Source organism: Paenibacillus sp. J22R67 (assembly GCF_059692175.1).
The window spans coordinates 390,520-412,731 of record NZ_JCAUAX010000005.1; the positions used below are offsets into that span (position 1 = coordinate 390,520).

Sequence of the window (22,212 nt, forward strand, 5' to 3'; positions counted from 1 at the left end):
GGTCCTTTACTATCAATACAGTATTTCTATCATTTTACCTTTCTCATTAAAAAAAGACCAATCCCATTGTTAAAGGATTGGCCATCTGCTCACTCACCTTTTTGCTTCTCTGTGGTGGTTTCTTCTTCTAATAACCCCTTCGTTCCTTGTCTAAATTCCTTGATCGTCGTGCCGAATGCACGACCTAGTTGAGGAAGCTTCGTTGGACCGAACAACAATAATGCAACTACGGCAATAATGATAACACCTGAAACACCAATGCCTGAAAGCATAATAAGCACCTACCTTCTATCTTTCTTATATTAGAATTTTACCATAAGAGCTGTGATGTACATAATAAGAATTCCAGCTGTTAATCCTCCAAAATTGAGCCAAGAAACGGGTGACAAGTTCCGCTTCTCAGATTCTTTCAAGATCATTTTGGATATAACATAAATGACTTGAAGAATAGCACCAGCGCCGATACCGAAGAATAATGCGGCTAAAGTGTCATTGAATATGAATCCACCGGCCCAAGTTCCGATGATGGCTGGACCACCTGCTATTAAGGCTAACGTAACGAAGGTTCTCAAATTAGGACGATCCTTCAGAAGTGGTGCAGCGATCCCGACGCCTTCTGTAATATTATGAAGGGTAAAACCAATGATCAAGAAAGTGCCTAACGCTGCCTCCCCGACAGCAAAAGCTGATCCAATTGCAAGGCCTTCGCCAAAATTATGCAAACCGATACCTGTAGCGATTTTCCGCGATACTCTGCTTCCCTCAAGCGTTCTGCTGCTTAATTTGCGATTATTCGACTGGTCAACAGCGATCAAGAATAGGCAGCTGAGAAGTGCGCCAAACCATACTAGGCCAGATCCCTGGAACACACCAGGAGCTGCTGCAGCCATTTCAAAACCTTCCTCGAAAGTATCAATGACAAGGAAAAATAAGAGTCCTATCGTCAAGGAAAGAATGACATGCATGCCTTTCATCGAAAACCGGCGCAAGAAGGGATACCATAACAGGCCCAACCCCACAGGAATGACCCCAACATAAAACCCAATTAATGCATATTGAGCAAAAAGCTTTCCTGTAGGAGTTGGCGTCGCAGCTGCTGCTGCAACCTCACCTGTGAAAATCAAGCCATTGGACGTGATGAGTTTGACTTCATGCGGATCCCCTTGAACCCACGGATATGGAATATGAATCGTTCCTCTTTCGAATCGTTTCAAAGAATCGCTTGGTGAAAATTCTGCGTTCCAGAAAGCTCCGTCAACAACGACTTGAGCAATCGTTATTTCTTCAGGGCCAGAGTTCAGAACCTTCACTTGAATGCCGTCATCACTCAGCGTGATCTTCTCTACGTTCAAAACTTCAATTGGCGCAGCAGGCTCATTCTCAATACCCGTACCTACTTTGGCAATCGTAGTGATAATTGCAATTAACAAAATAAGCGGGAGAATTCCCCATAAAATAGCCTTTAAATTAATGGATGACACCTTGGTTCCCTTTTGATCTGCGTAACTCATTGAACGACTACCTCCTTTCTTATTCTGCTATGAAGAAACCCATCCAGCCTAGCTCAGCAAATTCACTTTGATGGGCATGAAACATATATTTCCCAGCGGATGGAAACACGATTTCGAGAATACCTCGTTCACCTTGGCACTGCATAATCGTATCCGTAAATTGAGGACGAGCTTCAGGATCCGCTCCTGTTGCATAATAGTTGAAAAAGTTCGCATGAAGGTGAAAAGAATTAATAAGATCAAATTCCGTCAGATTACTTAGGTAAATACGGACGAGTTCTCCAACCTTAACTTTAATTGGCTCTTGCTGATAAGCAAAGGCATACCCATTTACGGTGTAAATTTCGTTCTCACCATCGAGATCCAAATCAAATCCATTCATGACCATGTTCAATTCTTTGGCCGCAGCTCTTGGTTTCTTGGGATCAATGATGAAATTCCCATATAGTCCTTTATGAATGTGTCTGGCTAAAGGAGCAACATGGCAGTGATACACATGCATTCCGGCTGGTTTAGCTTCAAATTCATAGGTAAACTTATCTCCCGCATTAACGGCTTCTAGCCCATCCATATTCGTTGGGTGCATCCCATGAAAGTGGATGGAGTGCGGATGGCTCGTTGCATTGCCGAAATGAATACGAAGGACATCTCCTTCGGTACAACGAATGGTCGGTCCAGGAATTGTCCCGTTGAATGTCCATCCTGGGAACTTAATTCCTTTGGCGATCTGAACTTCATTCTCATACGCCGTAATTTCATACTCACGCAGTGTTCTTCCATCAGGAAGTGTACTTACCTTGCCATAATCAAATGCAGTAAGAGCTTTCTGTGCGGCTTTAAAACCTTCGGTAGCGTCATTACTAGGCACATAACCATGCTTCATTCCATCGTGCAGCTGCCCTTTCATAGCCTTATGAATGTCATGTTTATCTGCCACTAATGTCGACTTTCCGAATAAAGTGGATGGATTTAATAAAGCAGCGCCAATGACGGCAAAAGCCCCAGCACCTCCCATCTTTAAAAGCTTACGTCTTGACATCTTATCACCCGAGTTACGCAACATCGTTGTATCCTCCCCTATTTATATTGCTTGTTTACAATTTTTTTGCATCAAGGAAACTTTTTGGGTAAAAATTTTGTTTCCAATGGGACAAAAAGTTTGCCCAAGGAAACACTTTGAGTTAAATATATGCCTAAACGTGCTATTTGTAAACCATTATTTTCTTCGGAAACAAATATATATTTTTATAAATAACGTTACAATTTGTGCGCCTCCATGTCGCCCTGTCTATCTAATTGTCAAATCAAATTAGAACCGTACATCATCTAGTATATTAAGATCACCTCAGGGGAGGGAATGGCATTGGGATTATATGAAATAAAAGGTTCCTATGACGCAATCGTTAGTTTGGGCAGCGCTTGTAATCCTTCTCTTCAATTAAAACGCCACCATTTAAGAACGTTTTCAGGGCCACTGGATTGGCATGTATCCCTATTACTTTCGGATGTAAACCGATTGTTGAACCATAAATTATTTCAAGGGGTACAGATTAACTAGAAAAAGGAGTTAAGCATAGGCTGCTTAACTCCTTTTTCTTTATGTTTCAGGGGACCCGTACTATTTTTTATACACCTTGTCGTATGCGTCCTGATAAATCTGGATGAATTGATCCATACCGGAATCTTTCAGGCCTTTCACGTATGCGTCCCAATCCTTGTCAATGCTTTTGGCACCCATAATGAACTGCAGCATGGATTGCTTCACATAATCTGTAATGATCGGTTTTAATTGCTTCACCTGATTCGCTTGGTCATTCGTCAAGAAAATGTCGGTCGGGAACTCTTCCTTCGGCTGATGCCCTTCGTACAATTCCTTCGTGGCTTTGTACAAACGTGTTTCCAATCCATCCATCGTATAGATGTCCTGGCTCGCTGCATACGAGGTTTCACGATATTCGGCTGAACGAAGGTTCGGTCCCATTTGGTTCCAATGGTCGTTCTGTACCTGGCCGACTCCGTATGAAGTTTCTTTCACCTTGAACTTAGCAGCCGTTCCGCGAGTGTTTTTATCATTTGCTTCGGCTTTCACCCAGTTGCGATTTTCCTCTCCAAAGTTGGACAATGTCGTTCCTTCATCCGAATAGAGATAATCCGCCAAACGAATGGCTGCTTCTGGATTTTTATTTTTGTTCGTAATGGCAAAGACGGAATTCCCGATACCGATGTAATGCGCGGTGAACGAGGCCCCATCTGGTCCCGTTAGCGGAGCAATTGGATCATAGTCTTTGTGACGAGTAGCGGCCGGCGATGCATCCGTGAACTCACCGAACCAACCTGCTGGTATTGCGCCTGCAATGGCTATGTCAGGGCTATTCCCTTTTTGTGAAAGCGCATCGGATTTCTGCGTAAATGCTTCCTTGTCGATCAAGCCTTCCGCATACAATTTATTCAAATATTGCAGCCCTTTTTTGAAGCCTGGTTGGTCTACGGACGTTCCCAGCTTGCCGCCATTTAGCACGAAATAGTTATTATCAGCATTGAAATAAACGAACGAGTTCATGACGAAGGTTTCAATGTCCGTGTGCCACCCCGTTGGTGAACCCGTGAACGCAATTTCATCGGCTTTGCCGTTGCCGTTCGGATCTTTTTCCTTAAAGGCTTTCAACATATTGTAGAAATCATCCGTCGTCTTCGGCGCACTCAGCCCAAGCTTCTGCAGCCATTTCGAGTTTACCCACATTTTGGCGGAAAATTGGCAGTGATAGCATTCATTCACCGAAGGAATCGCATAGATGTTGCCATCCGGCGCAGTAATTGCTTTTTCAAGATAAGAAATATCTTTGAATGCCTTTTTAATATTAGGAGCATATTGATCGATCATCTTATTAAGCGGTAGCAGAACGCCTTGTTGACCGTAAAGCAGTTGTTCTTCCTTCGTTAAATCCCCTTGCATGAAAATATCAGGATAGTCGCCGCTTGCGAGCAGGAGCTGTTTTTTCTCCTTCAAAGCTGCTGTTTCGCCTGGTACAAGCTGCCAATTCAAATGAACATTCGTCTTCTCTTCCAAATATTTGGTAAACCAGTTCGTATTCAAATCAGCAATGTTTGCCGATTGCGGCGCGAAAGCACTCATGGTAATTTTGTTTTTGGCGATCGGAAAGCCCGTTACATTCACGTTACTTCCCCCGTCTGCACTTCCTCCTCCATTCGGAGTAGCGCTGTTAGGCTCGTCGCTGCCTGATGTGCAGCCGACTACAAACGTAGTAATGAATACGATTAGAGCCACCGATTTCCATGTTCTACTGGTTCTTTTCATCCCCATTCTCAAACCCTCCTTGTTTGTCTTCGCCAATCCATCAAAGTGGGGGCAAACCCGAGCTATCCGCTGCCTCGCATCCCGCCTCTCATTCTTCATTCAGAATCAGCCTTTAAGAGAACCAATCAATAGACCCTTCACGAAATGCTTTTGCACAAAAGGATAAAGAATGAGGACAGGCGCACTTGCGACAACAATTAGTGAATATTTAAGCAGCTCCTTCAAACCCTGTCTCTCCGCAAGCTCCCTGACGTCTTTAATCATCGTAGGATCAATCGAGTTCAGGATTAGAATGTTGCGTAAAATAAGCTGCAGCGGATATAAGTTAGCGGTTTTCAAGAAGATTAAGGCTTCAAAATAAGAATTCCAGTAGCCAATTGCATACATGAGCACTAGAACGGCAATGATCGGTTTAGATAACGGGATAACGATTCGTGTTAAAAATTTGAAGTCGCTGCATCCGTCCAAATGTGCGGCCTCCGTTAACTCCGACGGAATCGATGTTTGGAAAAACGTCCTCGCAAGAATGACTTGCCAGACCGAAATTGCGCCAGGAATAATCATCGCCCATCTCGTGTCGAGCATCCCCAGCCCCTTTACCGTCAAATAATAAGGTATTAATCCCCCGCTGAATAGCATAGTGAAAACAAATAAAGCCGTAATCACATTGCGTCCATAAAAGTTTTTGCGAGAAAGCGGATAAGCAGCAGTAATCGTTAACGATACGCTAATCAACGTCCCTACGACCAGATAGAACAAAGAGTTGCCGTACCCTTTCAAAATTTGCGGGTTCTGAAACACGGCTTGATAGCCTCGAAGCGTTGGTTCAACAGGAAGAAGCCACACTTTACCAGAAATAACAGCGGATGATGAGCTAAATGATGAGCTTATGATATAAATCAAGGGATACGCTACGACGATTAAGCAAATGATCAAAAACAGATAGACGAAGAACAGATACACGCGATCTATACTGCTTTCAACGATGCGGGTCGTTGACTTTGGTGATTTTAATGATAAGGCTTGCTCGGAATTCATCATATTCTGCCTCCTACCACAAACTCGTCTCGGAATTTTTCCTTGCCACATAATTGACTACGATCAGCAGCAGCAAGTTGACGACGGCATTAAATAGTCCGACCGCTGCGGAGAAACTAAAGTTCGCTCCGACTAAGCCCATTTTGTACACATAAGTGGAAATAACTTCGGAAGCCCCAACGTTGATGGCATTCTGCATCAGATACACTTTCTCAAAGCCTACGTTCATGATTTGCCCTGCATTCAAAATAAGCAAGATCACAGCCGTCGGCATAAGACTCGGCAAATCAATATGTATCATGCGCTGGAAGCGCGACGCGCCGTCCACTTTGGCCGCCTCATATAAATGTGGATCTACCCCCGCAAGAGCTGCAATATAGATGACCGAGGCATATCCCGTAAACTGCCAGACGTCAGATAGGACATAGACGGTCTTGAAATATTCCGGCTTTGACATAATATTTTCTGCTGGAAATCCGAACTTATCTGCCAAGAGATGGACGAACCCAAGCTGCGGAGAAAGGAAAAGCATGATGATCGACACCATGATAACGGTGGAAATGAAATAAGGTGCGAATGTGACTAGCTGTACGGCTCGCTTAAACACACCATTTTTCAACTCGTTTAAAGCTAAGGCAAGAATGATAGGCGCTGGGAAACCTACAACAAGTGAATATAGGCTTAATAGAGCCGTGTTTTTAATAATTCGCCAGAAAATCGGCAGCCGGAAAAAATCAATGAAGTGTTTAAAGCCAATCCAATCGCTTCCCCAAATCCCTTTCGTAACCACATAATTTTTGAAAGCAATTTGCACGCCAGCCATCGGTACATATTTAAAAATAAGTAAATATAGAAGTGACGGCAGGATAATCAGATAGAGCTGCCAATTTTTCTTCACCATTCTAAATGCTATACTCATGGTAACTCTCCCTCCAAGGTGCATTTAAATTATCCCTATTTTTAAGCGCTTACAAGGACTATCATAATAGACTGTCGAACAAATTTATAGGGATCATTTTTAAGATGAACTGTCCATTCATAAGGTGGTGTGCCTCATTCCAAAGAAGCTTGCTTTCAACTATCAGAACTTGTCTATCGTTAAAAAAATGGCGATAGGTTACATCGTGATTATTTTCATTCCGATCATCTCGTTCGGACTGTTCCTTTATAATCAGAACTATAACAGCTTCCTAGAGGAGTACGCGCAAGGCAGACAAAAAATCGTGAATCAAGTGTTGAATAATATCAGTATTAGTACCGTGCAGATCGAGTCAGCCTATCAACTATTTCAAAATAATTCAAATACAATCTCCTATTTAAGCGGGAATTATCGGACCGATTTTGATCAAGTTTCCAACTTTTTGACCTATATCCGCCCCTTATTTTCCTATATCCTGTCATCCAATCGCATGATTGATGGTATGACCATCTATATGGAACAGCAAAACGGGATGATTTTCCGACCGGAAATGGCCAAAATGGACGAGTTCAAGCTCGAAGAAAACATCAAAAAGCTTCCGCTTGGTGTAGGGAAATGGGTAACATCAAACAACGTATCCGATCCAAATATCAACCTCCATTATGTACACAAAATAGGGAACCGGAATTTTGAGCAGGACATCGGTCTACTCGATATTAAAGTTACCTCCAAGTTAATTAAACCATTGTTTGAATCTTTAAATTTGAATAGCAAAAGCAATTTGTATGTGCTTGATCAGGATCACCAAGTCATCTCGCGCATTGAAAAAATCTCATTAAATAAGGATGCAGAAAAAGCGATTTTGGATGATGCTTTCCAAGCAAAAACGAAGTACTTCTATCAAACTGTCAATGGGGATAAAATGCTGATCGAATCCTTTTTTGCTGACAGTTTGAAGCTGCATTTTGTCATGATGGAGCAAGTTGACGATGTGTTTAGCGGGATTAAGAAGAACAAATATGTGCTCGTGATGATCGTAACGATCCTACTATTGACACTCTCCGGTATGTATTATTTGATTGCAAGCTCAATTACGAAGCGGATTTTGAAACTGTCCAAGCATATGCGGCGAGTCGATGAAAACCATTTTCCACTCTATATTGGAGAAATTAATAAAGACGAAGTCGGGCATCTGACCTCCTCTTATAATGCCATGATCCGGCGAATGGACGAGCTGGTTAATACGGTGCACCGTTCCGAAATGCTGAGAAAAGAGTCCGCTTATCAAATGATGCAAGCCCAAATCAAACCTCATTTCCTTTACAATACGCTTGAATCCATACGCATGATCGCTGAAGCAAACGATGACCCGGAAGCTGCTGAAATGTCCTATACGCTAGGCAAGCTATTCCGCTACAGTTTATCGGGATCGAAGAGTGAAACGACCTTGAAAGATGAGGTTGAAAATGTGAAAGACTATATCAAAATTCAACAAATCAGGCTCGGAGACCGCCTGCAAGTAACTTTCATGATAGACGCTATTATCGATAACTTCATCTGTCCCCATTATATTTTACAGCCAATTATTGAAAATAGTATCGTCCATGGGATTGCTACCGTAAGAAAACAAGTGACTCTCTCCATTCGTATTTGGGAAGATGCCAGGTTCATGTTCATAGCAGTTAGTGACACGGGTGCAGGTATTGCGGAGGATCGGCTGGATCGGATTCAAGGGGTTTTAAATGGTAAAATCGATGCTTCTCATTTGCAAAACGGCGGCGGCGGCGGTCTCGGCATCGTGAATGTCAATGAACGTGTTAAAATGTTCTTTGGCGAAGGTTCGGGTACCCAGATAACGAGTAAGCTGAACGAGGGAACGACTTGTTTGCTCAAATTAGGTAAGGGGGCAGCGCAATGAAGCTCATGGTTGTCGATGACGAACCTATCATATTGAATGGCATCATCCGTATGATTCAGAAAGCGAATACTTCTTTTACCGAAATCGTCGGAGCTGGCGATGGCATTGATGCACTGCATAAGCTGGCATCCTTTCAGCCCGATTTGATCCTGACGGATATTCATATGCCTGAGATGGACGGGCTCGCCCTTATTAAGGAAATACAAGCTCAAAATCTTAGTAACCGCTTCGTTATCATTACCGGCTATGACGATTTTGCGTATGCCAGGCAGGCGCTGCGCTACCAAGTTGTGGATTACTTATTAAAACCAATTAATAAGGTTGAACTGCTAGGCGTGCTTGAGAAAGTTGAACACACCATTCGGTCGGAACAACGTCAAATGAGAGAACATGACCTGCTGATGCTGAAAGAACATATCCTTTATGATACGCCATTTGAGGAAATGCCGCTTAAGCCAGAGCAACTGCATACCCTTCTTCCTGATCCGTTTACAACAATTCTAGTATTTCAAGCCTATGAGAGCACGCCGCTGTTGTCGGCCGAACGCCTTACACATCTGTGTACCTTGCTATCCGAAATGAATTTCAAAGCTTATTCTTTTCAATCTCGTTTTTTACGGCAAGCCGTGCTTATCATTAACGGTTTGCATGTGCCAACAGATTCCGAACTTCAGCTTGCCTTAGGCGATCTGTTTTATACAAAAAATACGCAAAGCAGCGGATTACCTATTGGTGGCAGCGGCAGGATGAGCGATGTAGATAGCTTGCGGGAGCTATACATCGAAGCAGTGGCTTCAATGTTATACAACCGACACTTCGCAGGCAGCAGCATGACTGTATATCGGAAAGAGTCGGAAACAATTGACGGTGAAGTGACTCTTGTCCAAGAGAGCGAGCGAGCGATTGCTCAGACTCTAGAACAAATTGAAAAGGACATGCAGTCCCTGCACCTTCACTTTTCTGGCAGCGATCACTGTCATATCAAACTTCGCGAACTGTTTATCAATCTTGTGAACGATCACTACCTTAGAATTGGTATTGAGACAACGCTGGAGGCTTCACATGATTCGAAAATCACAGGGCAGCTCCTTCCCTTTGAGCGGCGCCCAGAGCACCAACAACCTCACCCTCAGTCCATCGACAAAATTGTTTCCTTTGTGGAACAAAATTATAAACTGGATCTATCTCTCGATGTTGTTGCCGATCATGTACAGATGCATCCGAATTACATCAGCATGCTGTTTCGCAAAGAGATGGACCTTACCTTCCTTCACTATTTACATACATTCCGGCTTACCAAAGCCAAGCAATTCATGCAGGATCACCCTGATTGGCCGATCCATACCATTGCTGAGCTTGTCGGTTATGAAAATCCGCGGCATTTTTTCAAAGTGTTTAAAAAATTTGAAAACACCACGCCAGGACAATACCGGCTCGGAAGTTCATCCCTATAAAAAAAGAAGCAATCGGCAGCTGATAGACGCTCCGATTGCTTCTTTTCTTTGCTTACTTGAGAATTGAACTCGCCTGCTGGATGATCTCCGCTATGAGATTCCCAGCTTTCTCCCCGTCCGTAAGCATTCTTGTCCCTTGCCCGGCCCATAAGGACATATATTCCGCATTGCGCTGATCTGCTGAAGCATTTCGTATATCTCTTGTTATCGTATTTTGTGTAGGAAATGGAAGCGGCTCAACACCACTCTCGTCCCACTGTCGAATGAACGTGTTCACAATGCCTCTCGCGGGGCGACCCGAGAATGCCTTCGTGATGACTGTGCTTTCCTCCGTGCTTTTCAACAGTGCTTCCTTATACGCCACATTCGCACCTGATTCATAAGCAGTCAGAAACCGGGTTCCCATCTGAACGCCTTGGGCCCCAAGGGCCAGAGCAGCAACAAGACCCCTCCCGTCCATAATGCCTCCAGCCGCAATAACAGGAATCTGTACTTGATCTACGATTTGTGGTACTAATGCGATAGTGCCAATATTAGCCCCATTCGGATGGCTGGAAATGTCAAAAGTACCGCGATGTCCCCCTGCTTCACTGCCTTGGGCAACAATCGCATCGCACCCAGCCTGTTCAGCCATGATAGCTTCTTTCACGGTTGTGACCATCGTCACGACCCGTAAGCCAGCTAATTTTGCCTTTTGCATATGGGACTCGGATAGAACACCGAACGCCGTGCTAATGACTGGAACCTTTTCTTCCAGCAATACAGCGAGTTGTTCCTCGAAATAATCGGGCGTACTGACGCTCTCCCCTGTTGCCGCAGTGATCCCAAGTTGGCCGCGTACCTTATTAAGCTCGCTTTGAACAACTTGCAATCTCGCGTTGTTGTCAGGTACTCGAAGGGCAAAAAGGTTCACACCAAAGGGCGCATCTGTCAGCTGCCTTAATTCCTGAATAGCCGTTCGTATCGCATCTGGTTGCATATAAGCGGCCCCTATGGTGCCAAGACCACCCGCATTGGAAACAGCAGCGGCCAGATTCACAGTACCTGGAACCCCAGCCATTCCTGCTAGAAATATGGGGTATTTGATAGTAAAGATGCGACAAATATCTGTTGTAAGTTGAAGGCTCATTGTTCTTTATTCTCCTTTGATAAAGCTCTACCTGTCCGCGAGCGCACGTGTGATGATTGTCCTTGCCTCTTCGGCAACTGCAGCATCTTCGTTGTCAATAGCCTGCATCCAGATCAGCATAGGAATGTACACGGCAATTAGTCGAGCTAATCTCTTCGTCTCTTCATCTACATCCCCATACTCAGCATAAAAACTCGCGCGGGCATCAGGTGGCAGAAAGCTATAAACAACATTCAAATCGCAGGCGGGGTGACCGATATTCATATCTCCCCAGTCAATAATGCCAGAGACGATACCCTGCTCGTTAACTAACATATTTTTAAAATGCAGATCACCATGAAGAAAGATATGTCTTGGTTTAACGGGCTCAATGTTAAGCTGATCCAAATAATTGGCAATTGCCAGGTGATCTTCTTCCTTGATATGAGTGCTGAGATCAGATAAAAAGCTTAGCATTTTTTCTTTTCGCGTCGCTATGTCTGTTAGATTTCTGTGGTCATGTTGGACTCCGTTCTCATTTGCAAGATCTAAAGGAAACGCATGAAGCCTTTTTAAAAATTGTGCAAGAATGGGTGCAGATAAGGTACGTTGTTCATCCGTCAATCCAATTGGAAACTTACCTGCTAAATAAGGATAGCCAAGAAAAGGTGCTGGATATTCCATGCTTGCTTCACCGACATATAGCGGTTTGGAATATGGAAGCGGCATATACGCCTCAAGCAGCGGTAATATCTTGCCCTCCATTTGTAGTAAGTCAATAGCAACCTTTCTTCTTGGAAAGCGGAAAACGATCTCATCTCCAACGAGATAAACGGTATTATCCCAGCCGTAGCCTAGTTGTTGGATCGTTAAATCCGCTAGCTGTGGGAACTGGGTCTTGATTAATTTTCGAGCTAATTCCTTAGAAAGCTCCCACTCTGCATCCCAAAGATTCGAACCTCCCAAATGCCTCTACCGCCTCTTTATCAAATTCATCTTTAAAAAAGAAAACCGCGCAGTGCGCGGATGTGGAAAGTGATTATTCCCTGCATAATTGGATTATATACTCCAAATTCAAACTAGAATGGCTTTCCAAGAAGCTTCTATCGTCTGTTGAATTTTGATATCTGTTAAATCAAATTTCTTCACATAGTAGCCTTTGACAATGGCCGAAACAATCCCATACGTGATGGAATTGCAAAAATTCACATCCAACTCCCGAATGATGCCGTTTCTCTGCCCTTCTTTAATCAGAGCCAGTATCGCTTCACGAGAAACGCTGTCATCTTCCAACTTGCGTAGTTCAGGTTTAATGCAAGGCGAATAGGAATACACATCGATGAATCGGAAATGCTTAGGAAATTCCACCGCGAAACGAATCCTATTCGTATGAAGGCATTTAAACCGCTCATATAAGCTTAACTCAGAATCGTAACCCATCATCAGGTGATCCCCTAGAAGGATTCGACATTCTCGATACAGCTCATTGATTAGTTCTTCCTTATTGCTGAAATAATTAAAAACGGTACCCGAGCCTACATTCGCTCTTTTCATAATTTTTGCAAAAGTAACGGCCTGTAGTCCTTCTTCATCTATTAAATCCAACGTAGCATTCAATATATCTTCTCGTTTACTCATTATACACACCTCGTTAACTCAACTTTAGTATTTACAACTGGGATCGTCAAGTATTCGGAATGCATATTCTGTAATTTCATGGATTTATCACGTATAAAGCAACGAAAAGACGGGTACTTCTCAGTTCCTTTCATTTATTTGGAATGTTCACTCCAAAAATGTGTTGACTTCTTCTTTCTCAGGACTTATGATGTGTTGGAACAAACACTCCAAAGATGAAAGGGAGATTACACACATGTCTTCATCCACGACCGCATTAAACGGACGATCAGGTGCTTCACCAATCGTTCTGGCCATTATACTTGCCTGTCAACTAATGATTATATTGGACGGCTCGATTGTCATCACTTCGCTGCCTGAGATCGGACGCAACCTGCACCTGTCTGCAACAGACTTATCCTGGGTGCAAAATGCTTACTCCTTAACCTTCGGCGGGCTTCTGCTGCTTGGGGCGAGAGCCGGAGATCTCCTGGGACGCAGACGTGTCTTCATGGCAGGCATCGCCTTATTCACACTGGCTTCGTTAATCGCCGGTTTCGCCAATTCCGCTGAGAGCTTGCTAATCGCTCGATCCATTCAAGGCTTCGCTGCTGCTTTTGCCGCACCATCAACACTTGCGCTGCTCATGGTTAGCTTCGCAGAAGGCAAAGAACGGACGCGCGCCATTTCCCTATACAGCGCAGTGTCCGGTGCTGGCGGGAGCGTCGGTCTTGTTCTCGGCGGCATTCTAACCGACCTAATTTCTTGGCGATTAGGCATGTTCATCAATGTGCCTATTGGGATCGCACTTCTTATCTTAGCTCCTCGCTACTTAAAAGAAACGCCGCGGCTAAATGGTCGATTCGACATCATAGGCGCCATTACTTCAACTGTTGGGATGACTTCCCTCGTTTACGGCTTCGTTCGCGCAGCCTCTGAGGGTTGGAGTAATTATGGCACTATCGCATCTTTCCTTGTAGGGATCGTTCTATTAGCGGTCTTTATCCGTATTGAAAAGAAAGCCGAACAGCCGATTACACCGCTTCGTTTATTTGCAAGCCGTGAACGCACTGGTGCCTATTTAGCGCGTCTTCTCTTTGTCGGCGGCATGTCAGCTATGTTCTTTTTTCTAACGCAATTCTTGCAAGGCGTAACGAACTTTAATGCCCTCGTTGCAGGTATTGCTTTTCTACCGATGACTGGCGTAATGTTCAGCATGGTCTATGCTGTTCCAAGTTTATTGTCTCGCTTTGGAAGCACAAGATTGATGATCGGCGGTGTCTTCCTTGCTCTTATAGGTATGATCTGGTTAAGCCGTATCACCGTAGATACATCTTATTTTCCAAATATCGCGATTCCATTAGTTATCTTAGGAATTGGTGCTGGGGTTGTCTTTATCCCCCTCACATCGTCGGGAATCGCCGGTGTTGAACGCAGCGACGCAGGTGCTGCTTCCGGCGTAGTGAATGTCGCTCATCAAACGGGCGCTTCCTTGGGGCTAGCCATCTTGATTACCGTGTTTGGTTCAGCTAGCCGCGAGGCCGTTACGCATCCACTTGCAGGGGCAACACAGCAGGATCAAGCTCGATATGTACTCGCTCACGCCTCTGCAGCATCCATCACGGGATCTGTTATTTTTATGGCATTATCGCTGATAGCCATTATTGTGCTCATTCAAAAGAAACGCTCACCAAAAGAAGTAATGCCAACTCAAGTTGAAATTAGTGAGGTTAGTGCGCATTAAGTCATCCACCCACTCAGCTTCACAGTTCCGAGGTGGCAATCCATTTACCAGTATTAGCTGATATAGATGAAAAAACTTAAAAAGAGGCTCTCCCACGGTCATAACACGACCTTTGGGAAAGCCTCTTTTCTACTCTATTCGCTCGGAACGGACGCTATATGCTTGGCGAGCGAGCCATCAAAAGGAAACAGGTTATTACGAATCCGTTCCTTCAAATCCTCTAATTCTTGACGAGCTTGATGAATCAGCGTGTCTGGATAAGCGAATTTGATCGCATTGCTCTCAAACTCATCTTCATCAACAACCATCCATTCGCAGTTTATCCAGATATAATCCAGATCTAAATCAACGAAAGAAACCGTATGACCATCCATCTTGGCTGGTTGGTTAATATTGCAATAATATTGCTTGATCTCGCCACTGACGATATCTGCACTTACCGTAAACCATGAATCAAATGAAAAAAATTCAATCGTCCAAGTCTCCATCGTAAAAACCTTTTGCTTCGTATAATGATGTAACTGTCTTCCTCTTTGGCCTAAGACAAAAATGTGAGCATCCGTCTTTTCCAAAAGAGTCGTGTTCCATTCATAATGAAGGAGATTTCCATATTTCAAAGCTTGAATGGTTATTTGATTATCCATGTGACATCCCCATTGTTCCTACTATTCGATCTTAGGTTCCGCAATATGTCCGATAAGGACGCGTAGCCCCCGCTGGCGGTGTGGAATATTCCGATTGTTCTGCCGAGTGTGCGAATGGGTTTGAAAGAACCTGCAGAAGTCGCTCCATCACACGATAATCTCCATGCTTCACGGCTGCTTCTAAAGCTTCTTCTACCCGATGATTACGCGGAATGATTGCTGGATTGCTGCTGCGCATCAATTGGCGCGACAAGTCTTTTGTCTCCTGCTGTCTAGCTAACCTTGCCTGCCACTGCTCATACCATAGAGCAAATTCCGAAGTGCCGGATAGGAAAGTCTCTTCCGGTTTATCAAACGTTAACGCACGGAACGTATTTGTGAAATCTTCCCCGTATTTTTGCATCATATTGAGCAGGTCTTCGATTAGCGTTACGTCTTCCACTTCTTCATTATAAATCCCCAATTTCGCTCTCATACCAGACAGCCAATTTCGATGATACAATTCCGAAAAACTTGCAAGCGCATGTTCAGCTATTTTAATCGCTTCTTCCTCATTCTCACTCAATAAAGGCAATAGGGTTTCAGCAAATCTCGCGAGATTCCAAGCGGCAATGCGCGGCTGATTGCCATAGGCATAACGGCCTTGCGAATCAATCGAACTGAATACCGTTGCTGGGTCATACACATCCATAAATGCGCAAGGACCATAATCTATGGTTTCACCGCTTAGCGCCATGTTGTCTGTGTTCATCACACCATGAATAAACCCAACGAGCTGCCATTTGGCGATAAGATTAGCCTGACGTTTGATTACTTCAAGAAGCAGAGACAGGTACCGGTTCTCATCCGCTTCAACTTCTGGATAATGCCTCTGCCATGTGTAATCAGCCATGGCTTGGAGATCCTCAGGAGTGCCGAATTTTGCAGCAAATTGAAAAGTACCTACACGTATATGACTAGCAGCTATCCGGGTAACTATCGCACCTTGCTGCTCGGTTTCGCGATACACAGTATCTCCCGTTGTGACAACCGCTAAGCTGCGTGTTGTAGGGATGCCTAGTGCGTTCATGGCTTCACTTATGATATATTCACGCAGCATAGGTCCAAGTGCCGCTCGACCATCTCCGCCGCGGGAGTATATCGTACTGCCAGCCCCCTTCAGCTGAATATCAACGCGGCTGCCTTGTGGCGTAATATGTTCACCAAGCAGATTCGTCCGACCGTCCCCTAACATGTTAAAATACCCGAATTGATGCCCCGCATAAGCTTGAGCAAGAGGCGAAGCGCCTTCAGGTATTTGGTTGCCTGCGAAAATAGCCGCGCCTTCCGTACCTTGAAGCGCTTGGATATTTAACCCTAATGTAGCTGCCAGTGTATCGTTAAAAACAACGATTTCCGGTGAGCTAACTGGAGTCGGGTTGAGTCGGCGATAAAATATTCTAGGCAGACGAGCGTAGCTGTTGTCGAAATTCCAGCCGGGTCCCTTTTCATCCTCTTGTTTGGATAACTCAGCTTGCCAAGCACGGATACCGCCATCAACAGTAACTGCGTCGAATCCCTTCTCGCGCAATAAAATGGCACAATTCGTTCCTGAGTTTCCTCCTGAACATGTGACGTATACCGTTTTGCCTTCAGCTATTTGTTGAAGTTCAGCTGCGGTACTTTCTGACCAATTGTTAATTTCACCTTTTTCAATGTGGATGCGATGAAGGTTGCTATGCTCTGGTGTATATTCAGAAGCGGTTTCATTGCTGCGGACATCAAGCAATAGGACTTCTTCTTGTTCTAGTTTTTTAAACAAATCAGGAATTGATATTTTGTCCACGGTAGCCTCCTATACAAATAACAAGTTGAACTAATCCACTAATCATATCATCCGCCCACATCTCCAGCAAATCAGAGCCCACCTTTTTAAACTTTCGCATGTATGAAAACGAAATATAGGCGGAAGATAGGGGTAATAGTTTGAGGAGTTTAAGGATGGAGATGTATACGAACATGAGTAAACCATCATTGCTGCAAGACCCAGCAAAACGTAAATTACTTTTTAGCGCAGGAATAAGCTGGTTATTCGATGCCATGGATGTAGGGATTATTTCCTTTATCGTTGCCGCTCTGTCTGTTGATTGGAAATTGGGAGCACAGCAAATAGGCCTATTGGCAGCCATTAATTCAATAGGAATGGCTGTTGGAGCAGCCGTTGCTGGTGCAAGTGCAGATCGCTATGGTCGCAGATCCGTGCTGTTGATTACACTTCTGATTTTTTCTGTTGCCAGCGGACTCTCCGCATTAGCAACAGGTTTCATTATGTTATGTATCCTGCGTTTCATTACTGGATTTGGTCTTGGAGGGGAGCTCCCCGTTGCTTCCACATTAGTTTCGGAATCGTTTCCTGCTACAGAAAGGGGACGGGCAGTGGTGCTGCTCGAAAGCTTTTGGGCATGCGGGTGGATTATCGCGGCTTTAATTTCCTATTTTGTTATTCCTACTTATGGCTGGAGAGCAGCCTTTCTCATTGGCGCCTTGCCAGCCTTGTATGCCATATACCTAAGAAGAGCTATTCAAGATTCACCGCGTTTTAACGCAGAGCGAAATCGCCGATTAACGCTCAAAGAACGCGTAACTTCCGTCTGGTCAGCAAATTTTCGAAAATCAACCATTACGCTCTGGATTCTCTGGTTTGTCGTGGTTTTCTCCTATTACGGGATATTTCTATGGCTTCCATCCGTCATGGTTCTCAAGGGTTTTAGTCTTGTAAAAGGTTTTCAATATGTGTTGATCATGACGCTAGCACAGCTTCCAGGCTATTTTACAGCTGCTTACTTTATTGAGAAATTCGGTCGTAAGTTTGTTCTCGTCACTTACTTGCTGTTAACAGCATTTAGCGCGATTTGGTTCAGCTCAGCCAGCACAGAGGCCATGCTTATTGCAGCAGGGATCAGCCTCTCTTTTTTCAATCTTGGCGCATGGGGAGCCATGTATGCTTACACACCCGAGCTATACCCTACTAACGTCCGCTCGACAGGCGTAGGACTTGCCGCATCCTTTGGACGCGTTGGAGGTATCATCGGCCCTTATCTTGTGGGCTTATTGGTGTCTCGACATCACAGCATTACCTCGATATTTACCATCTTTTTCATTGCCATTGTGTTCGGAGCGTTGGTTCTGCTGTTCTTTGGCAAAGAAACGAAAGGAACCGACCCCGATCAAGGGGCTAGCAGCTAACATTAGTTTGCATAGGCAAAAACCAATCAAACCACCAGACACATTTAAAATGAGATCATCCACATCAAAGCTGCCGATTAAAAATAAAACCTCTAAGCATTCCAAGCTCAAACTTAAGGCTAAAGATCGAAAACCTACGCCTAACAATGACATTTTTGATTTTTTCGACAATAGCATCAAGAAAATGCCAAAAGGAATGAAAATTAGAATATTTCCATACAAATTGATCATGTCATGGCCGGATAGACTATGAATATTCTGAGATATGGACACGAATGGATGGAAATTCGCTGTTTGCAATCGATGATGGATATTGCTCGGATTCCCTAGACTTCTCTGAAGCTGCTCCCATAGGAAGAAGAAGTCCATCGAACCGAACTTAAATAAGATAACTTTAAACACCACGTACATATAGAGGGCAAATAGTCCGGACATCGCAGCGTCATACATGTATTTCATTTGTTTCATATGGCGTCCTCACCTTCCTGAGATTTTGAATCCATTCATTAAAATACAGTCACAATGACGCCGTCCATGTTGTTGCCAGACAGCAGAAATTTACTATTACTTGGCACTTGAATGGTTGTGTCCTTCGAAATCGAGTGATACGAAATTTCATAATTTACACCCAAAATCGTCGTTGTTAGCGTCTTCTGTTGTTTCAGAAAATCCAAGTACTGTTCGAGCGTTAAATTCTTTTGCTGCATAATCAGACTGTGGGGTAAACCAACATATCGGAAATGCCAAGGTTCATACTGAATGCCGGTGATGGCCGTTTTATCCTTGGGATAACGTAAAATAAACCCGTAGGTCGCAGCATTTTTCTTAAGCCAATTCCCTTCAGGAGCTTGACTCATCTCCGATTGCGTAGAACCAATATCAAGAGATATCCCTAAGTTATGTTCGCTATTCCCCGCTGGCAAAGCATAATCTGGGCCCATATCTTTATAAAGTTTGCTTTGCTCGTTGTTATCCCGGTAGCCGCTGTTAATCATAAAATGATGAATCCCCTCTTTATCGGCAGCACGGATCATCGTTGTAAAATTTTTCACTATGCTTCGAGACAAACGAATTGTGTTATCTAATAAAACATAACCATCGACCAACTCTTTATGTTGAGAAAGATTGACCACATCCGTGAGAATCCCTACTTGATGGATCGGGTAATCCTTATTAACTAAGACTAAATTGCCTTGGTATATTTGATCTTTCATGATCTTTAGCGTTTGTTCGCTCTTTGAGGGAATCGACTCTCGAATATCGAATTTCTCTATCCCTTGCTTTTCATTTACGCGTTCCGGTTTCTGGTGCATGGCTTCATATCCGAGTAGTGCAAGTATGACAAGCCAAAAAACCCACTTCTTCATTCTTCGTTTCCTCCTTCTTCTTATCTAAACATAAGAATAGAGCAAACTTTTTAAGAAAGAAGTGGGATAAACTTAAAGTTTTTCTTAAATTTCATTCATTATAGCGGTAAACGCACTTCAAAAAGCGTACGAATCAAGTTGCTTTGGGCAGAAATCGCTCCCTGATGCTGTTCCACAATATTTTTGGCAATGAACAGACCGAGTCCCGTACTCCCACCTTGATGCGTCCTGGCCCGATCACCGGTGTAAAACATGTCAAAAATATGCGGCAGCTCATCCGGTGGAATACTATCGCCATAATTGACGACTTGGACCACAACTTCGCCTGCATCAAGCTGACAGTTGATATCCACGAACTGGCCGTCTTTTCCATAGCGATTCGCATTCGTTAATAAATTTTCAAAAACTCGCGCCAACAGCTCCCCATCACCCCAAATTAGCAAATGCGGCTCGATATTCAATCTAGCTTGTAGATGACTTTTCTCAAAAACAGGGAACAACTCTTCATTAAGCTGAATGAGAAGATCGCTTAGATCGATTTGTTTTTTCTCAATTGAAAGCATGCCGTAATTCATTCTTGTGAGCTCAAACAGCTCATCAATAAGCTTTTCTAAGCGCTTAGATTTGGTAAAAGCTATTGTCGTATAATGCTTGATTTGCTCCGACGTCAATTGATTGTCCTGAAGCAGTAAATCTAAATACCCCAAAACCGAGGTTAATGGTGTTCGCAAATCGTGAGCTAGATTCAAGACCAGCTGGTCTTTGCTGCTTTCCGCAAAATCGCCTCGCTCCACCGCTTTTTGCAGCATCTCACTTGCCATATTGATGTCTTCTGCAATATCTCTGAACTCATCGTTCGATGAAATGTGTACACGGCTTTCGAAATCACCATTAGCTAGACGGTGAATCCCCGTGGAAATCTCATGAAAATAAGCGGCATAAGGTTTGGTAAGGAAAAAGAAACATACAATCGCCAGAGGGATAAAAATGATTAAGAAAAAATTAAAATCTCCAATGTTAGCAATCACATGGCGAAATTTCGCCAAAGGATTTTCAAGCCGAACACCACTGTAGTAAAGCTGCAGGACTTTGTAAAGGATGAACGTGAAAATGCCCGACAAAAGCATGCTCATCCCTAATAGAACGATCATTTGGAATCGGAAACTTCGTATCATTTTAGCCATTGAATGTATATCCCACGCCCCAAACGGTTTTGATCCATTTGTTTTTATTGTTCTCATCTTCACCTAGTTTTTTGCGCAGCGTACGGATATGCACCATGACGGTGTTGCCACTTTCATAGAAGGCTTCGCCCCATACTTGCTGGAAAATATTTTCCACACTGAACACTTTCTTGGAATGCGCTGCTAGCAGATATAGAATATCAAACTCTTTCGGCGTTAATTCTATATTCTCGCCATACAGCTTCACTGTCCGTTTGTCAGGATCAATCGTTAATCCGCCTGTTTCAAGCAGGTTATGGTCAGCTTTGGGTTGGCTTAATTGCATGGACCTACGCAGATGTGCGTTCACTCGGGCGACTAGTTCCATAGGATTGAACGGCTTGGTCATATAATCATCGGCCCCAATCACCAAACCCGTTATCTTATCCAAGTCAGATGATTTGGCGCTCAGAAAAATGATCGGCATTTGATACTTTTCACGAATTTGCCGCGTCACCTCATGCCCATCGAGCTTAGGCATCATGATATCTAGAATAGCCAAATCAATCGAATGCGTTTGAATTGCATGAACAGCCTCTTTTCCATCTGCTGCTTTGATAATTTGGTAGCCTTCTTTCTCTAAATGCAGCGCAATCAGATCGGCAATCTCCGCCTCGTCATCCGCGACCAATATGGTTATTCGCTTCATCCATATACCTCTTCTATGTAAAATATGTCATTCTTATTCTATCCGAATTTCGCACATTTGCCCATTTTCTGTGCTAAAAAAGCAAAAAAAGCTGTCCCAGAAGTAACTAATCGTAGCTCTGTGGGACAGACTCGGGTGGGGAAGCCCTGCTATTTCAGCTGTAACGATGAGAAACATCGTTACAGTGTGTGTCAGCGACTGCAAGGGCAGCTATAACGATGCAAAACATCGTTATAAGCCAGTGCAGAGCGGGCAAAGCCCCGCTTTTTCAGCTGTAACGATGAGAAACATCGTTACAGTGAGTGCCAGCGACTGCAAGGGCAGCTATAGCGATGCAAAACATCGTTATAAGCCAGTGCAGTGCGGGCAAAGCCCCGCTTTTTCAGCTGTAACGATGAGAAACATCGTTACAGTGTGTGCCAGCGACTGCAAGGGCAGCTGTAACGATGTAATACATCGTTAGAAGCCAGTGCAGAGCT

At 43.9% G+C, this 22,212-nt stretch carries 20 protein-coding genes and 1 pseudogene; 6 read left to right on the top strand and 15 right to left on the bottom strand.

Features of this window, described 5'->3' with window-relative positions; translation table 11 throughout:
• Window positions 1-89: 89 nt before the first annotated feature.
• Genes AC58VC_RS21685 through AC58VC_RS21695 form a run of 3 tightly spaced genes read right to left on the bottom strand, consistent with a single transcriptional unit; the run spans window position 90 to window position 2,574 of the window.
• On the bottom strand, window positions 90-272 hold the full coding sequence (locus tag AC58VC_RS21685; RefSeq protein ID WP_497371195.1) for a twin-arginine translocase TatA/TatE family subunit: 183 nt from the start codon (window positions 270-272) through the stop codon (window positions 90-92).
• Between the two features lie 30 nt (window positions 273-302).
• Window positions 303-1,511, bottom strand: a complete 1,209-nt coding sequence (locus AC58VC_RS21690; protein WP_497371197.1) for a ZIP family metal transporter — start codon at window positions 1,509-1,511, stop codon at window positions 303-305.
• A gap of 19 nt (window positions 1,512-1,530) precedes the next feature.
• Complete coding sequence (locus AC58VC_RS21695) at window positions 1,531-2,574, bottom strand: multicopper oxidase domain-containing protein (protein ID WP_497371199.1); 1,044 nt, start codon at window positions 2,572-2,574, stop codon at window positions 1,531-1,533.
• Between the two features lie 294 nt (window positions 2,575-2,868).
• On the opposite strand from AC58VC_RS21695, the gene AC58VC_RS21700 reads away from it, so the two are divergent.
• The gene (locus tag AC58VC_RS21700) at window positions 2,869-3,069 is read left to right on the top strand and encodes a DUF1796 family putative cysteine peptidase (RefSeq protein ID WP_497371201.1); all 201 of its coding nucleotides are present in this window, start codon (window positions 2,869-2,871) and stop codon (window positions 3,067-3,069) included.
• A gap of 60 nt (window positions 3,070-3,129) precedes the next feature.
• Here AC58VC_RS21700 and AC58VC_RS21705 read toward each other — a convergent pair whose 3' ends face one another.
• From AC58VC_RS21705 to AC58VC_RS21715, 3 genes are all read right to left on the bottom strand, one after another.
• On the bottom strand, window positions 3,130-4,833 hold the full coding sequence (locus AC58VC_RS21705) for an ABC transporter substrate-binding protein (RefSeq protein ID WP_497371203.1): 1,704 nt from the start codon (window positions 4,831-4,833) through the stop codon (window positions 3,130-3,132).
• 99 nt (window positions 4,834-4,932) lie between these two features.
• Window positions 4,933-5,865: a carbohydrate ABC transporter permease gene (locus tag AC58VC_RS21710; RefSeq protein WP_497371205.1), complete on the bottom strand. Its 933-nt coding sequence runs from the start codon at window positions 5,863-5,865 to the stop codon at window positions 4,933-4,935.
• A gap of 13 nt (window positions 5,866-5,878) precedes the next feature.
• On the bottom strand, window positions 5,879-6,784 hold the full coding sequence (locus AC58VC_RS21715) for an ABC transporter permease (protein WP_497371207.1): 906 nt from the start codon (window positions 6,782-6,784) through the stop codon (window positions 5,879-5,881).
• Window positions 6,785-6,953: 169 nt separating this feature from the next.
• Here AC58VC_RS21715 and AC58VC_RS21720 point away from each other — a divergent pair, with 169 nt between their 5' ends.
• The gene (locus AC58VC_RS21720; RefSeq protein WP_497371209.1) at window positions 6,954-8,702 is read left to right on the top strand and encodes a sensor histidine kinase; all 1,749 of its coding nucleotides are present in this window, start codon (window positions 6,954-6,956) and stop codon (window positions 8,700-8,702) included.
• On the top strand, window positions 8,699-10,156 hold the full coding sequence (locus AC58VC_RS21725) for a response regulator transcription factor (protein ID WP_497371211.1): 1,458 nt from the start codon (window positions 8,699-8,701) through the stop codon (window positions 10,154-10,156). The genes AC58VC_RS21720 and AC58VC_RS21725 overlap by 4 nt, the downstream gene beginning before the upstream one ends.
• 52 nt (window positions 10,157-10,208) lie before the next feature.
• Here the strand turns inward: AC58VC_RS21725 and AC58VC_RS21730 are convergent, their stop codons facing one another.
• From AC58VC_RS21730 to AC58VC_RS21740, 3 genes are all read right to left on the bottom strand, one after another.
• The gene (locus AC58VC_RS21730; RefSeq protein WP_497371213.1) at window positions 10,209-11,285 is read right to left on the bottom strand and encodes an NAD(P)H-dependent flavin oxidoreductase; all 1,077 of its coding nucleotides are present in this window, start codon (window positions 11,283-11,285) and stop codon (window positions 10,209-10,211) included.
• A gap of 27 nt (window positions 11,286-11,312) precedes the next feature.
• Entirely contained in the window at window positions 11,313-12,230 is a 918-nt protein-coding gene (locus AC58VC_RS21735; protein WP_497371215.1) for a phosphotransferase, read from the bottom strand.
• Between the two features lie 108 nt (window positions 12,231-12,338).
• On the bottom strand, window positions 12,339-12,902 hold the full coding sequence (locus tag AC58VC_RS21740) for a TetR/AcrR family transcriptional regulator (RefSeq protein ID WP_497371217.1): 564 nt from the start codon (window positions 12,900-12,902) through the stop codon (window positions 12,339-12,341).
• A gap of 235 nt (window positions 12,903-13,137) precedes the next feature.
• On the opposite strand from AC58VC_RS21740, the gene AC58VC_RS21745 reads away from it, so the two are divergent.
• Window positions 13,138-14,625 (top strand): MFS transporter, encoded by a 1,488-nt coding sequence (locus tag AC58VC_RS21745; RefSeq protein ID WP_497371219.1) that lies wholly within the window; start codon window positions 13,138-13,140, stop codon window positions 14,623-14,625.
• 134 nt (window positions 14,626-14,759) lie between these two features.
• Here the strand turns inward: AC58VC_RS21745 and AC58VC_RS21750 are convergent, their stop codons facing one another.
• Window positions 14,760-15,269, bottom strand: a complete 510-nt coding sequence (locus AC58VC_RS21750; protein WP_497371221.1) for a DUF402 domain-containing protein — start codon at window positions 15,267-15,269, stop codon at window positions 14,760-14,762.
• 31 nt (window positions 15,270-15,300) lie between these two features.
• On the bottom strand, window positions 15,301-17,094 hold the full coding sequence (locus AC58VC_RS21755) for a protein adenylyltransferase SelO family protein (RefSeq protein WP_497371223.1): 1,794 nt from the start codon (window positions 17,092-17,094) through the stop codon (window positions 15,301-15,303).
• Between the two features lie 173 nt (window positions 17,095-17,267).
• Between AC58VC_RS21755 and AC58VC_RS21760 the strand changes: the two genes are divergently transcribed.
• Entirely contained in the window at window positions 17,268-18,494 is a 1,227-nt protein-coding gene (locus tag AC58VC_RS21760; RefSeq protein ID WP_497371225.1) for an MFS transporter, read from the top strand.
• Window positions 18,495-18,506: 12 nt separating this feature from the next.
• On the opposite strand, the pseudogene AC58VC_RS21765 reads toward AC58VC_RS21760, so the two are convergent.
• The 4 genes and pseudogenes from AC58VC_RS21765 to AC58VC_RS21780 all read right to left on the bottom strand — a co-directional run.
• Window positions 18,507-18,962: pseudogene (locus AC58VC_RS21765) on the bottom strand (VanZ family protein); the annotation flags it as partial.
• Window positions 18,963-19,000: 38 nt separating this feature from the next.
• Window positions 19,001-19,861, bottom strand: a complete 861-nt coding sequence (locus AC58VC_RS21770) for a M15 family metallopeptidase (RefSeq protein ID WP_497371227.1) — start codon at window positions 19,859-19,861, stop codon at window positions 19,001-19,003.
• A 98-nt stretch (window positions 19,862-19,959) separates the two neighbouring features.
• The gene (locus AC58VC_RS21775) at window positions 19,960-21,045 is read right to left on the bottom strand and encodes a sensor histidine kinase (RefSeq protein WP_497371229.1); all 1,086 of its coding nucleotides are present in this window, start codon (window positions 21,043-21,045) and stop codon (window positions 19,960-19,962) included.
• Window positions 21,038-21,733: a response regulator transcription factor gene (locus AC58VC_RS21780; protein WP_497371231.1), complete on the bottom strand. Its 696-nt coding sequence runs from the start codon at window positions 21,731-21,733 to the stop codon at window positions 21,038-21,040. The genes AC58VC_RS21775 and AC58VC_RS21780 overlap by 8 nt, the downstream gene beginning before the upstream one ends.
• A 166-nt stretch (window positions 21,734-21,899) precedes the next feature.
• Here AC58VC_RS21780 and AC58VC_RS21785 point away from each other — a divergent pair, with 166 nt between their 5' ends.
• Complete coding sequence (locus AC58VC_RS21785; protein WP_497371233.1) at window positions 21,900-22,196, top strand: hypothetical protein; 297 nt, start codon at window positions 21,900-21,902, stop codon at window positions 22,194-22,196.
• Window positions 22,197-22,212: the final 16 nt, after the last annotated feature.